Source organism: Bradyrhizobium sp. CCBAU 51745 (assembly GCF_028128715.1).
Taxonomy (GTDB): domain Bacteria; phylum Pseudomonadota; class Alphaproteobacteria; order Rhizobiales; family Xanthobacteraceae; genus Bradyrhizobium; species Bradyrhizobium manausense.
On record NZ_LBJP01000063.1, the window covers coordinates 1 to 13,480 of the forward strand.

At 62.4% G+C, this 13,480-nt stretch carries 15 protein-coding genes; 8 read left to right on the forward strand and 7 right to left on the reverse strand.

All coding sequences use genetic code 11. From position 1 onward, the window contains the following. On the forward strand, positions 1-241 hold a 241-nt coding region (locus tag XH98_RS15145), incomplete at its 5' end, for a hypothetical protein (RefSeq protein ID WP_271619088.1). Positions 242-726: 485 nt separating this feature from the next. Here the strand turns inward: XH98_RS15145 and XH98_RS15150 are convergent. The 3 genes from XH98_RS15150 to XH98_RS15160 all read right to left on the reverse strand — a co-directional run bounded on the left by XH98_RS15150 (position 727) and on the right by XH98_RS15160 (position 3,034). Then, on the reverse strand, positions 727-1,317 hold the full coding sequence (locus XH98_RS15150; RefSeq protein WP_271619089.1) for an ATP-dependent DNA ligase: 591 nt from the start codon (positions 1,315-1,317) through the stop codon (positions 727-729). A 223-nt stretch (positions 1,318-1,540) separates the two neighbouring features. Beyond that, a complete protein-coding gene (locus tag XH98_RS15155; protein WP_271601288.1) occupies positions 1,541-1,780 on the reverse strand; it encodes a hypothetical protein in 240 nt (79 codons plus the stop codon). Between the two features lie 741 nt (positions 1,781-2,521). Continuing rightward, positions 2,522-3,034, reverse strand: a complete 513-nt coding sequence (locus tag XH98_RS15160) for a GNAT family N-acetyltransferase (protein ID WP_271619090.1) — start codon at positions 3,032-3,034, stop codon at positions 2,522-2,524. A 157-nt stretch (positions 3,035-3,191) separates the two neighbouring features. On the opposite strand from XH98_RS15160, the gene XH98_RS15165 reads away from it, so the two are divergent. The 3 genes from XH98_RS15165 (at position 3,192) to XH98_RS15175 (ending at position 5,668) form a co-directional block, all read left to right on the forward strand. Continuing rightward, positions 3,192-4,283, forward strand: a complete 1,092-nt coding sequence (locus XH98_RS15165) for an AI-2E family transporter (protein ID WP_271601290.1) — start codon at positions 3,192-3,194, stop codon at positions 4,281-4,283. A gap of 129 nt (positions 4,284-4,412) precedes the next feature. Beyond that, positions 4,413-4,877, forward strand: coding sequence for a potassium channel family protein (locus XH98_RS15170; protein WP_271601291.1), 465 nt, complete (start codon positions 4,413-4,415; stop codon positions 4,875-4,877). Positions 4,878-4,951: 74 nt separating this feature from the next. Then, entirely contained in the window at positions 4,952-5,668 is a 717-nt protein-coding gene (locus XH98_RS15175) for a MarC family protein (protein WP_271619091.1), read from the forward strand. On the opposite strand, the gene XH98_RS15180 is transcribed toward XH98_RS15175, so the two are convergent. Beyond that, positions 5,657-6,340 (reverse strand): helix-turn-helix domain-containing protein, encoded by a 684-nt coding sequence (locus XH98_RS15180; RefSeq protein ID WP_057755158.1) that lies wholly within the window; start codon positions 6,338-6,340, stop codon positions 5,657-5,659. The genes XH98_RS15175 and XH98_RS15180 overlap by 12 nt on opposite strands. Positions 6,341-6,642: 302 nt before the next feature. Between XH98_RS15180 and XH98_RS15185 the strand changes: the two genes are divergently transcribed. Continuing rightward, positions 6,643-7,266: a response regulator transcription factor gene (locus tag XH98_RS15185; RefSeq protein WP_271601293.1), complete on the forward strand. Its 624-nt coding sequence runs from the start codon at positions 6,643-6,645 to the stop codon at positions 7,264-7,266. Between the two features lie 57 nt (positions 7,267-7,323). Further along, positions 7,324-7,764 carry a response regulator gene (locus tag XH98_RS15190; protein WP_442868585.1) on the forward strand — a complete coding sequence of 147 codons (441 nt, stop codon included), beginning with the start codon at positions 7,324-7,326 and terminating at the stop codon, positions 7,762-7,764. A gap of 13 nt (positions 7,765-7,777) precedes the next feature. Here XH98_RS15190 and XH98_RS15195 read toward each other — a convergent pair whose 3' ends face one another. The 3 genes from XH98_RS15195 to XH98_RS15205 are packed head-to-tail and all read right to left on the reverse strand — an operon-like array spanning position 7,778 to position 10,932. Continuing rightward, on the reverse strand, positions 7,778-8,323 hold the full coding sequence (locus XH98_RS15195; RefSeq protein WP_271619092.1) for an invasion associated locus B family protein: 546 nt from the start codon (positions 8,321-8,323) through the stop codon (positions 7,778-7,780). Between the two features lie 24 nt (positions 8,324-8,347). Beyond that, positions 8,348-9,199: a dienelactone hydrolase family protein gene (locus XH98_RS15200; RefSeq protein WP_271601327.1), complete on the reverse strand. Its 852-nt coding sequence runs from the start codon at positions 9,197-9,199 to the stop codon at positions 8,348-8,350. A 44-nt stretch (positions 9,200-9,243) separates the two neighbouring features. After that, complete coding sequence (locus tag XH98_RS15205; RefSeq protein WP_271619093.1) at positions 9,244-10,932, reverse strand: aspartate:alanine exchanger family transporter; 1,689 nt, start codon at positions 10,930-10,932, stop codon at positions 9,244-9,246. A 133-nt stretch (positions 10,933-11,065) separates the two neighbouring features. Here XH98_RS15205 and XH98_RS15210 point away from each other — a divergent pair, with 133 nt between their 5' ends. Both XH98_RS15210 and XH98_RS15215 read left to right on the forward strand, forming a co-directional pair. Then, positions 11,066-11,746 (forward strand): YoaK family protein, encoded by a 681-nt coding sequence (locus tag XH98_RS15210; RefSeq protein WP_271601297.1) that lies wholly within the window; start codon positions 11,066-11,068, stop codon positions 11,744-11,746. Then, positions 11,743-13,446 (forward strand): SulP family inorganic anion transporter, encoded by a 1,704-nt coding sequence (locus XH98_RS15215; protein WP_271619094.1) that lies wholly within the window; start codon positions 11,743-11,745, stop codon positions 13,444-13,446. The genes XH98_RS15210 and XH98_RS15215 overlap by 4 nt, the downstream gene beginning before the upstream one ends. The last annotated feature ends 34 nt before the right edge of the window (positions 13,447-13,480 follow it).

Sequence of the window (13,480 nt, forward strand, 5' to 3'; positions counted from 1 at the left end):
CACAAGGTCGGCGGATTCTTTTGTGCTAGTCGTCTCGACAACGGATGCCGAAATTGTCGCAAGTGAGCGCGAACGTCTCTTTCGCATTCGCGTCTTCAAAGCAAAAGCGTGTACCGGCGTCGCCGCGATCGGTCCACCAGTTAATCTGTTTTCCCTTTGCGATGCGCGAAGCTTCTCCGCGGAGCAGGTCCAATTGTCTTCCAGCAGCATGTACGATCAAGCAATGTTCGTTGGGCATTAGATCTCCGAAAGTGGAATTCGCAGAATACGAAGGCCGCAGCTGGGGCAGCTGCGGCCCGCGCATTGGTCAAAACTTCCGGGTGAAAAATTTAAGTGAAGTATCAGCCAGCCCCGGTTTGCCGAATCTTCCCGGCACCACTAGTTCCGGCCACAACAAATGTGAGTCGCGGGATTTATTTTCAGACGAACGGTCCCGAGCATCTCGGGGGCTGGAGACGAGACGCTCCGAGACCGCCCGACGCACCAAACTCAACCCGGCACGCCGGTTCATATCCTTCTGCTCGGGATTCAATCCCTCAGTCCAAAAAGATACAGTGTTCTAAATTTAATCGGCCGTTTGGGTGTGGCGTTCTCTAGGGCGATAGATGGTCCTAGGCCCAGAGGTGCGCCGCGTGATCGTGCAGAACGTCGCGGTGTAGGGCCGCAGGAGCCGTTGTAGAGCGGAGCCTGCGGCCCTTCTGTTGGCGCCGGTTCACGCTGGCGGGCCTATAACTCCCGGCTCATTGCAGGGTGACTCCGGTTCTTGACCTGATCCAACCCCCTTGAGCGGCCAGCTTGGTAGGGGCGATCGCGGCGTTTCGAGACGATGCCCTCGAGGCCGAGCTCGCAGGCCTTGCGGAAGAGATCCGGACCGATCTCGCCCCGCTCGAACGGCGCCACGAAGATGCCTTCCGGCCGCCGCGCGAGCAGCTTACCGAGGCGCGCCTTGCGCTCGAACAGCGGCAGCTCGCGCAGATCATCGCCCTCGGGCGCCACCAGGTCGAAGGCGTAGAGCTGGGCTTCTCCGTTATGCTTGTTCGATTGCAGAGCGTTGAAGTCCGATATGCCCTGGACGTCGAGCACGCAGATCTCGCCATCGATGACGAAGCGCTGCTGTTTCATCTTTAGCGCGGTCTCGGCGATCCAAGGGAAGCGCCAGGTCCAATCGAGCCCGCTCTTGGACAGGATTTTGACGTCGCGGCCGTCGCGGATCACGCGCTCCCGGTAGCCGTCATATTTAACCTCGTCGATCCAATCATCACCGACCGGCACAACCTTGCGCGCCTGCGGCCTGCAGAACTCGAACTGTTTTGGCATGGCCAGCATGTAAGTCGGCGGCAGCAAATTGCCACATCAGCCGCGCTTTCGCCGACGATATGGCGACGTGACAATTTGGGCAATCAGGCGCCTCGAGGTGCGCCACTGCGCTTTTTAATCGATCCACGCCCGCCCCCTTTTTTCAGGAGGCTAGCAGGCACACGGCACGGCAGATACATCAATTGTTGCTCCGATTGCTGCGGGACAGATGTCAAGCGGCGGCTCAGAAATCAAAGGCCCGCCGGTTCGCTGGCGGGCCCCAGCGATCGATCACGTCGCGCATAATTCGGGCGAACATTCTGGCCCAATCGAGTGCTTGTTCGCGGGGCACTTGCCCCGGACGTAGCCGTCGCGACGGTAGGTCGTCGAAGTAGAAATAACGACTTCGGCGCCCATCAGCGAAGCGCACCTTGAAGCTTCCGGTGCCGGGCACGGTTTCGTGCTTGATGAGACGGACACTCATCCCGCCATCGAAGCCCGACACCCGCGAGAGTCAAATTATCGATTAGCGGTATCTCGGAACGATTGCGAGCTACTGCGCGTCGTGGGTGTGGAAAGCGTTCTCTCGGAACGGGGGCCATCACCCGTCTGCTGATCGCGTTCTGGGGCTTGCACAAACAAGTATAAGCTGTCCCGAGAATCGTTTTATCTTCACCTTAGCCAAACCTCACGGGGGAAGCGGGGAATGGTTAGGCCCGGCGCGCGATCACCGGACAAGAACCGCGCCGGGCCACGAGCGTTTGATTGTCAGAAATACCGCCGGCCTGCCGTCATCGTCGACCGCATCCCCCACCAGCAGAGCATGGCCGATAGCGATATCCCGTCCAGATCCACAGGGCTGAGCGAAGGCAATGAGGGCGGCCGACAACCCGATCACGAAAAGGCCGAGCGCAAGCGCCGTCCATACGCGTGTATTGGCCCGCAGCAGTGCTGCGACGACCGTGCCGAGGATCCCGAGAAGGACGGTTATCGACGTCCTCCTCGGACCCAAGTTTGGCGACACGCGATGGACTGACTGGACTGTCGCCCTGCCAAAACGCGAGGAAATCCGGACTAGTTGGACGTGCCAACACAGGGCGACACTGCGCCGCCCGAACTTGAAAACCGGCGTGCCCGCAAGGGTACCGTGGGTTCCGCCATCAGGTTCAGTTTCAGCGTCAATAATTCTGTCTAATTGGCTGAATTAACTGGAGTTTGATCCGATCTAGGTCAACTTCAATTCCAGGTGGATGGCATCGGGATCCCAGCCCTTTGCGCGCACGAATCCAAATCTATCGAAGAGGCGGAGCATGGCTGCATTCTCGGGGAGCACCTCTGCCGTCAGTTCGCCCAGCCTGGCGTCGCGCGCCAGCGCGATCAGGTGACGCAGGAGCAGGCCACCGATGCCGCGCCCCTGCCAGGCGTCGATCACCATGAAGGCCATTTCGGCGCGGCCTGGCTCTGCGACGATGTAGCGACCGCCGCCGACGATGCCCGCATCGTCCACGCAAGCGACCAGCGCGACATGGCGCTCGAAATCGATCTCCATGAAGAAGTCGCGCTCCCTGTCCGAAAAATGCTGCTTCGGGACGAAGAACCGACGCCGCCGCGACTGCGCGCTGGTCTGTCCCAGCGCCGCGAGCATCTCGACCTCGTCCTCAGGGTGGAGCGCCCGAATTTCGACGGACGTGCCGTCGCGCAACGTGTCCCGGCGCGTGTAGCTCGCGGCATCGATCATCGGTGTCTCGCTGCGTTCGTGAGGCGGAGACGACGACCGTCGTCAGCATCCGGCGATCAGGCTGGTGACTGCGGCGGAACTGCTTGATCTGGATCAAGCCGGCTGCACGAGCGGAGCCGCTACGCTGAGCAGGCTCCTGAGCACACGGGCACCGCGCTTGAAGACAATTCGACAAGTTCTGACGACCGACGGCGTCATCCAGCTCGTGATCCGGCTCGGATTGCTCGGACTGCTGGTGGCGTGGACCTTCCTGATCATCAAGCCGTTCGTCCCGATCCTGACCTGGAGCGCGGTGCTGGCGGTGGCGTTCTATCCGGCGTTCAGCTGGCTCGCCAAACTCCTCGGCGGCAGCCCGCGTATCGCGGCGGCCATTCTCACCGTGATCATGCTCGGCATCGTCATCGGCCCCGCGGCGTGGCTGGGCTTGAGTGCCGTCGACGGGATCAGGGACATCGCAAGCCAGATCAGTGCTGGCGAACTCGCGTTGCGGGCCGCACCCGAGCAGATCAAGAGCTGGCCCGTGATCGGCCAGCAGCTCTACGATCTCTGGAATCTGGCCTACACCAACATCCGAGCGGTGCTGCAGGAGGTGACGCCGTATCTGAAGCCGCTTGCGGGGTTCATGCTGTCCTTCGTCGGCAGCGCCGGCATTGGCATGCTTGAGTTCCTGCTGTCGGTGCTGGTCGCCGGGCTCCTTTTTCCCTACGGCCCGCAGCTTGCCGGTGCGATCCGTGGCTTTCTGTTCCGGATCGTGCCGGAACAGAGCGAGCATTTTCTGGAGCTTTCCGGCGCCACCATCCGCGCGGTGTCACAGGGCGTGATCGGCGTTGCGATCATCCAGGCGTTGCTCGCCGGCATCGGCTTCAAGCTCGCCGCCATTCCGAGCGCGGGCTTACTCGCTGTCATCGTTCTATTGCTGTCAATCGTGCAGATCGGCGCGGCCATCGTTCTTCTTCCCGTGGTCATCTGGATCTGGATGGACAAGGACATGACCGCAGCACTGCCGCTGACGATATTCTTCGTCATCGTGGGTCTGCTCGACAACATCCTGAAGCCGTTGGTCATGGGGCGCGGGCTGACCACGCCGACGCTCGTGATCCTGATCGGGGTGATCGGCGGAACGCTTGCGCATGGGATCATCGGGCTCTTTATCGGGCCAATCATCCTGGCGGTTGCCTGGGAGCTTGCGGCCGCCTGGATCCGCATCGAGCGGGCCGCGCCGGTGCCGGACGTTGTTGCCGACCGTTGACCCAAATCAACGTCGACGATTGCAGCCGCTCTTGGATGGCTGTTTGGCGCGCTCCAGGGGGCGGTCGATGCCGGAGAGGGGCGTCGGCTGTCCGGGACGGCTTGCGCGATTGAGGTCTGGTCGAACCCTATGCTGTTGCAATTGACGGTCGGCGCGCTGATCAGCGCGGTCAACATCGGCATTCACGCACTGGTTACGCTCATCGCCGTCGCAATTGCCCGCAGCGCAGGCCTTCGCAAGGTCGAGCGGCCGAGATTGCATCTGATGGGCGTGATGGTTGCGACCGCAGCGGTTCTGAATGTCGCGCATGCGCTGGAAGTCCTGATATGGGCATGGACCTATGCCATCGTCCAGGCCGTGGCCGCTCCCGAGAGCGACCTCATCTATTTCGCTTTCGTCAACTACACGACGCTTGGCTATGGCGATATCACGCCGGTGCGCGAATGGCGGCTGATCGGGCCGCTGACCGCGATGAACGGCGTGCTGCTGTTCGGCTGGTCAGCCGCAATCCTGTTCGAGGTCTTGCGCAAGACGCTCGACCACGTCGGACTGATCACGGACGATGTCGTCAGAGGAAAGGAACACGTGCCGTGAGCGCGACCGGCAGCGTCCCGTGCCGGCCTGGCTCGTACAAGCGCCTTTTGTGGCGCAAGCGGAGCTGAGGCCAGATGCCCAATTTCGTGACATCCCGCTGGGTTGCCGATTTCTTGTTCGGTTTTGGCGCGCTGTTTGCGATCATCAATCCTTACGGACTGGCCTTCATCTTCCTGGACCGGACCAGAGGCCTCTCTGAGGACGAGCGCGCGGATCTTGCGCTGCGCGTTGCCGGATACGCCTTCGCTGTTCTGTTAGCCTCGCTATTTCTCGGCAGCCAGATTCTGAACTTCTTCGGCGTGACCATACCAGCGCTGCGGATTGCCGGGGGCCTCGTGGTCGCCGCAACCGGCTGGTCGATGCTCCACGCCACGCCAGGTGCGGCCGGCCCCCACGCCGAGGCGACCGCCGATCTTGCGACCATGAAGCGCATGGCGTTCTTTCCGCTGACGATCCCGCTCACAACAGGACCTGGAACGATAGCAACCGCCATCGCCATCGGAATCAGCCGGACCGACAGCCTGGATGCAATGTTTGGATCGTCGATCGTTTCGCTGGCGGTTGCCCTCGCCGTAACCGCGGCAATATACCACGCCTACCGCAAGTCGAGCGCGATGGCACGCCTGTTCGGAGAGGAGGGCACCAGCGTGGTTACAAAGCTGTCGGCGTTCCTCCTGCTCTGCATCGGTGTGCAGATCATCATCACCGGGACAACGGACGTCGCGCGAACGATCCTGGATGGTGCTCCACACAACGTCCATGAGCGACTTCCCGTCAGGTCAAGCCGGTAGATCGAGGCTTGCAAGCTGGTGCCGGTCCAGCAGCACGATCTGACGCTGCGTGTTGCCGATAAAGCCGATGATGCCGAGCTCGTGCAAACGCGACAAGGCGCGTGAGACGGTCTCCAGCGTCAAGCCGAGATAGTCGGCGATATCGCGCCTCGACATGGGCAGCGCCATGACACTTGCCGCGGTCAGCCGCCTGTCCATCTCGAGCAGGAACGCCGCAACGCGCTCCAGCGAGGTCTTGCGCCCGAGCAGCAGCATATGATCTTCCGCATGCTGCAGGTTGTTCGTGGTCATGCTGAGCAGGTTCCTGGCGACCATCGCGTCATTTTCGGCGACCAGTTCGAGGCTCTGCCGCTTGACCAGACGTACTGTGGTATCGACGATCGCCTCGGCCGTGAATCTGTGCTCGCTGCCATTTTCCAGCCCAAAGATATCGCCGGTGAGATGAAAGGCGCCGATCTGCCTGCGACCGTCCGACAGCAGCTTGTAGCTCCGCACAGCCCCGGACTTGACTTGATAAACATATTCGGCGGGTTCTTTCTCGCCGTAGACTTCAGCGCCTTTCTTGTAGGAAAATTCGCTCAGACTGACCAGCGCAGTTGAAGAGCTGGTCATGCCGAGGTCGCGGAGCGAATTGGGGCGCGGTGCAGAATCAGTGGTGATGCGAACGAACATAGGCCAACTCCTCAGCTCTACGCCGAATTGGTCCGTCGGACAGAATATCTCGTCGCAGGAGATGCGGCCGCGCTATCCCATTCCCGCTGAAGTTGATTTACGACTAACGCGGTATTCCCAACCATTGTCCCAAGGTACATGGTACCCAGGGACCGAATGGACTTACTTGCGCGGATTGAGAAGTCCTTTGCCGCCTACGGAAGGGATCTCGTGAGGAAGCACATATTTTGATTTTCGTTCAATTTGCCGAATATCGCTTCGGTCATTCATTCGTCATCGTTGAACTCTGCGATAGGTGAAGAGTGCCCGGTCTGGTCCACGTAGTTGATGACGACGCATCGTTCCGGACGGCGATAGAACGCCGGCTGAAGCTCGCCGGCTATGATGTCGCGACCTATGCATCGGCGCAGGACCTGCTGGACGCCGCGCCAGGTGACGATCAGCCCGGATGCATTTTGCTCGACGTGCGGATACCGGGACTGAGCGGCCCCGAATTGCAGAGCCGGCTGGTAGCATCGGGCTCGACGCTGCCCATCATCTTCCTGACCGGACATGCCGATACGGCAACCACGGTGCGGACGATCAAGGCCGGAGCGGAAGACTTCCTGACCAAGCCGGTCTCGTCAGAGTTGCTGCTTGACGCGATCGAACGCGCGCTGGTGCGGCAGGACGCGGTGCGAAGTCAACGTGGCAGGCTGGAGGTATTTCGCGCGCACCTCGCCAGGCTGACCCAGCGTGAACGACAGGTGTTTGATCTCATCGTCCGCGGCAAGATCAACAAGCAGATCGCTTATGAACTGGGGACGACCGAGCGAACCGTGAAGGCCCACCGCCACCAGGTGATGGAGAAGATGCAAGTCCATTCGCTTGCAGAGCTTGTTTCGATCGCGGAACGACTTGGATTGCTCGATACGAAGGGCGATTAGCTCTCTGATCGCGCCGGGATCGTGGTTTGCGGCAACGGGACTGCCCCAAGGGACAATATGAAAGTTCGTGGGGCGGTGCTGCCATGCGAGCGTCGCGCAGCAAATAGCGCCGGCCCGAGAGGTCGCTCCTTGCCGTCCCGCGAAACAGTTTTCGTCGTCGATGACGATCCTTCGATGCGGACCAGCCTGAGCAGGCTGCTTCGTGCGCACGGGTTCGTTGCGACGCTGTTCGATTCAGCGAACGCCTTGCTCGATCAGGGCAGGTTCGAGGAGGCGATCTGCATCGTGCTCGACATCAATCTTGACGGAAAGTCCGGCATTGAGCTGCGGCTCCGACTGGCAGGGCAGGGGGTTGTCGCGCCGGTGATCTACATCACCGGCAATGACAGCGCGGCAAATCATGCCGCTGCGATCGCATCAGGCTGCGTTGCATACCTGACAAAGCCGTTCTCGGCGGAATCGCTGATCGCCTCGGTGATGCGCGCATCGGCCGCCTGATCTGCCGGATCTCTCATTCGTCGACATATTGCTCCAGCGTTTTCGCCGGTGGGCCCTTGTGCGCGGCTGCGAACTGCGCCAGGGGAATAGACGTCGTGAGCGCCAGCAGATTGGAATCGACGGTCTCGAGTGTCAGCGTCTTTCCCGCCTCCAGCTGCTTGACCACGTCTGCCGACGCGACGTCGGCCGCGATGCAGGCGTTAGTCAGGCACCAGGTATACGGCACGCGGACTGGAGCACCCTCGTCGATGGTGAGTTTGATCGGTTGCTGCAGATACATGCCAACGGGCACGAACAGCTGCAGTCGCGCTGTCGGGGTATCGTCGCGCTCGATCAAGTCGATGCGCACGGCTATCTGACCGGTCGGGAATTTGCCTGTGATCGTGGTCCGGCACAACGTGGGTGCGCCGCCCGCCTTAAAGCATAGTTTCTGCCAGTCGCCGTAGTTGATGTCCTGGGCCTCGCGCTGACCACGCGTTGCGACTTCGGCAGGGAACGCTGACGTCGCGGTGATGAGGAGGACCAAAAAGGCTGAGAGATAGTTGAGAGCGCTGGTCATGGTTCGCGTTTCCGGATCGGGGCGCTATTTTTGCGCATCGAGAAATTTCGCCACCAGTGGCGACCAGATCGGGATCGCATCCGGTGAGCCGATGAAAAAATGGCCCTCGTGGCCGAATGGCGGCATCAAATGGTACTCGGCCTTGCCGCCGGCGGCCGTGAACGCATCGCGCATCCGCTTCGACAATTCGGGGCCGAAGAACGTGTCGTTCTCGATGTAGATCCAAAGCATCGGCACGCGCGAGGTGCCGCCAAAATCGGCGGTCGCTTCCACCAGTTTGTCAGGCGCACAGTTGTTGTTGGGCTTGCCACCGACACGGCCGCCGCGGCCGGCGGCGAAGGTGATGATCGCCTTCACCGGTGGCGGGTTCAGGCTCGACAGGGCGATCGCCGCCCAGCCGCCTGCGGACTGCCCGACCACGACGACGTCTTTCGGAATGATGCGTTTCTCGGCCGCCAAGTAGTCGATGATCCAGAGGTCGACTTGCGCGAGGGCGAGGCCGGCATCGTGGAAGTTGGGGTTGATGCAATTGCCGATTTTGGAGAAGAACGGACCGTAGAGCGCCCGTTCTGGAATATCGATGGCGGCGGCCCCATAGCCGCTTCCGACCGGCGCCACCACCAGATTGCCGCGCTTGGCGAACCATTTGGCGGCGTCGCGGAACTCGACCAGCGGAAAGAAGCTACGATCGGTCGGTTTGAGCGAGACGCCATGGTTCATGATCACCAGCGGGAAGGGACCGTCACCGACCGGTCGGGCCAAATAGGCGAACATTGGCAGCGGCAGCGGCAGGGCCCAGATCTCCTCCTGAATCCGCACGTCGTCCTCGGCATGCGCGCGCACCGCAAGGACGAGAAGGACAAGGACGGCAGTCATCAACCGGCGGAGGATTGCAGGCAAGGGACCCATCATGCCCTCCGTCATCCCGAATACGTGGCGGCGACGACGATCGGACCGAGAACCGTCAGCACGACGTTGCCGACGGCATACGGCACCGCAACGCCAAGCACCGGCGTCTTGCTCTCGGCAACATCGCAGGCACCAGTCACGGCGGCATCCACTGTCATGGCGCCGGCCAGCGCGCCGCACGTCACAACCGGGTTCATCCGCAGCACGTAGTAGGCGACCAGCGTTCCGACCGTCATCGGGACGAGGGTGACGACCACGCCCATGCCGACGAGGAGCAGGCCATGGGCCTGGATCGCCGACCAGGCAGCGAGGCCGTTGCCGAGGCCAATCGCCGCAATGAAACCGCCAAGGCCGATATCACTCAAGGTCTGCTGGGCGGCTGGCGGCATCGCGCCCATGGTCGGCCTGCGCGAACGCAGCCAGCCGCAGACAAGGCCCGCAATCAACGCGCCACCTCCGCCGCCGAGCGTCAGCGCCACGTTGCCAACCTTGAGGCTGGCGAGGCCGGCCAGAAGACCGACGGCAATGCCGGCGGCAAGAAAAGCAATATCTGTGCGATCGCTCGTGTTGAGGGCAGAACCAACCTGCGCCGTCGCCCGCGCAATATTGCCGGTGCTGCCGACCAGCGTCATGACGTCGCCGACATAGACGCGCGTATCGGGCCCGAGTGGCACTTCGCGGCCCATCCGGGTCAGTGCGCGCAGGAAGACGCCGCGGGTTGCGTCCCCGACGATGTCGACCACCTCGCGGAGCGACCGGCCGTGCAGCTTGCGGTTTTCTATGAGCACGTCGACGACGTTGCCAGGCAGGTTGCGCAGCAATTCGTCGGCGTCGATTTCAGCGCCGATGACCGGCTTGGCCGCGACGATCGCCGCGGTCGGGCCGGTCAGGACGATGTCGTCACCGTTTTCGAGCACGACATCGTGATGCGGTCCGACGTCGGCGCCATGGCGGACGATCCGCTCGACGACGGTACGTCCGCCGATCTCGGCTTCAATGGCTTCGACGGTGCGGCCGGCGGCGGCCGAGACGCGATAGGCCCGTGCCTGGAATTTGCGGTAGGAGAGATTATCCGTCTTCACGGGGACGCCACCGGCAAGCTCGGTCTCGAGTTTCTTGGCCTCCGCCTTGAGATCGACCCGCATCAGCCGCGGCGCGACGAATGGGACGAACAGCAGCGTCAGGATGTAGCCGAGCACATAAGTAACAGCATAGCCGGCTGCGATATTGGCTTCCTGTTGCTTCAAGATGTCGGGTGCGAGGCCGAGCTGCGCCAGCGCGCCAGACGCGGTGCCGATCACCGAGGACTGGGTCAGCGCGCCGGCGGTGAGGCCCGCGGCGGTGCCGGTATCGAGCTTGAGCAGGTGTGCAAGGATGAGCACGAGCACGAGGCCCGTTGCCCCGATCACCAGCGACAGCACGACCTGCGCCAGCGTCCGGACGCTCAAGGAGGCAAAAAACTCCGGCCCGGACCGGTAGCCGATCGTGAAGACGAACAGGCTGAACAGGATCGCCCGCAGGATCGGTGGAAAGGAGAAGGAGCCGAGCTGTCCGATCAAGACAGCGACAACAAGGATACAGGCGGTGGTGCCGATCGAGAATCCGCTGATCTTGATCCGGCCCAGGATGGTGCCGATGGCAATCGCCAGCAGCAGGAAGATTTCCGGTGCGGTGACGATGATCCACCTGACGGTTTCCATGGTCGACGTTCCCCGGCGCTTTTGCCGCGATTTGATTTGCTGCGGGAGGAGATTGCTTGATCCAGATCAAGCCCCGGCGAGGACACGGCGGGGTCTATGAAACGATGAAGGATTTACGCCCCGTAGTGTCGACATGAGCACCTTGAACATTGCCGCCGGCGCGGTCCGCCGCGACGAAACGGTCGAGATTGTCCTGCTGCTGGCCTTCGCCGGCGGCTTCATCGATGCTTACACATGGATCATCCACGGCGTGTTGGCGAACGCCCAGACCGCCAACGTGATCTTTCTCTGGGTCAACGCCATGGCCGGCGATTGGACCAAGGCACTGCATTTCGTGCCGCCCATCCTGGCCTTCACCGCCGGCATCGTCATGGCCGCCTGGCTGCGCCGCGTGGCCGGCGAGCGGGCCAGTGCGCTCAGCGTCCTGGTCGAGATAGTCTTCTTGATCGTGATCGGAATCTTGCACAACAGGTTGCCGGATGTTGCCGGAACGCTCGGCATTTCCATGGTCGCGGCCATGCAATCGGCCATATTCATCAAGGTCGAAGGCGCAGCCTGCAGCACGGTCATGATCACTGGGAACATGCGTCAGACCATCGAGAACCTCTTCGCGGTCGCCTACGGAGGTGCCCCGCTGGGGACGCTGCGCAAGTCGGCAACCTTCTTCGCGCTATGCGCGCTGTTCGGCTGCGGCGCAGCCGCCGGGGCTTTCGCCACCGGGACCATTCCCAGCCTCGCGCTCGGCATTCCCGTGATCGCACTCCTGATTGTCCTGCTGCGCTGCGAAGCCACACCACGCGAGGTGGTCACATGAATGCGCCATCCGAATCGAAATGGACGCGGTTCTTTCCACCGGCCGGCTGGCTTGCCGCCTATCGTCGCGAATGGCTTCCCTCCGATGCCGTCGCCGGCGTCACACTCGCCGCTTACGCCATTCCGGTCTCGCTGGCCTACGCCGCACTTGCCGGCCTGCAGCCGCAGATCGGTGTCTATGGCTATATGCTCGGCGGCATTGGTTATGCCTTGCTGGGGACTTCGCGGCAGTTGGCGGTTGGCCCGACCTCGGCGATCTCGCTGATGATTGCCGCGACCGTCGGCACGCTCGCCGGTGGCGATGCCGTGAAGTATGCGCAGATTGCAAGTCTCGCGGCTTTCGGCGTTGCCGTGCTCTGCTTCATCGCCTGGCTGTTCAAGCTCAGTGTGCTGGTCCGGCTCGTCAGCGACAGCATCCTTGTCGGATTCAAGGCGGGAGCGGGGCTTACCATCATCATGAGTCAGTTGCCGAGCCTTTTCGGCGTCGCCGGCGGCGGACACAATTTCTTTGACCGTGCCTTCAAGCTGGTCGGTCAACTCGGTCATCTCGATCTCCTGGTGCTCGCGATCGGTGCTGTCGCCCTCCTGCTGCTTCTGCTCGGCGAGCGGCTATGGCCTGGCAAGCCGGTCGGTATCACCGTGGTGGCGATTGCGATCGCGGTGGCGACGATATTAGGCTTTCCGAGCCTCGGTGTGCCCGTTACCGGGAGTATCCCGGAAGGGCTCCCGGCGCTGGGCATGCCGACGTTCGGCCTGCTTGAGTTCGACGAATTGTTTCCGCTCGCCGCCGGCTGCGTGCTCTTGGCTTACATCGAGGGCGTTTCGGCGGCGCGGAGCTTTGCGGTCAAGCACGGCTATCCGCTCGACGTCCGCCAGGAATTTTTGGGGCTGGGCGCCGCGAACCTCGCGGCCGCCTTCGGCCATGGCTATCCTGTCGCCGGCGGCTTGTCGCAATCGGCGGTCAATGACAGCGCCGGGGCGCGAACGCCTCTGGCGCTCGTCATCTGCTCGGTCACGCTCGGGCTCTGTCTTCTGTTCTTCACGGGGCTGCTGACCAACCTGCCCAAGGCGGTGCTCGCGGCCATCGTCTTTGCCGCGGTCTACAAGCTGGTCGATATCCGTGCGCTGGTGCGGATGTGGCAGGTGAGCCGGATCGACTTCTATGCTGCGTCGATCGCCCTGATCGCTGTGCTGTTGCTCGGCATCCTCCAGGGTGTCCTGCTGGCCTCGGTCGCGTCGATCTTCCTGCTGCTGGCGCGCGCCTCGCGGCCGAACGTCGCATTTCTCGGCCGCTTGCCGGGCAGTGGCCGCTATTCGGACAGTGCGCGGCATGCGGATGTCGAGCCGCTTGCTGGAATCATCGCGTTTCGCCCCGAGGCGTCGCTGCTCTACATCAACGCGGAAACTATCCTGGATGCGGTCCTGACCGCGCTGCGAAGTTCGCCGGGCATCCATCTGGTCGCCTGCGACCTTTCGGCGTCGCCCACGATCGATCTGGCGGGCGCGCGCATGCTGCACGATCTCTGCGACGAGCTTGCCGCACGCCGGGTGGGCCTCTGCATCGTCGGCGCGCATGCGCAGCTTCGTGACCTCCTGCGCGCCGAGGGGCTCAGTGAGAAGACCGACAGCAGTCAGTGGCTGCGCTCGCTCGACAGCGTGCTCGGCGAAAGCACAGGCGGTCCGGCTCAGCGAACGGCTTGACGAGCTTGTTGCAATGCGAACGGCATAGCGCCTG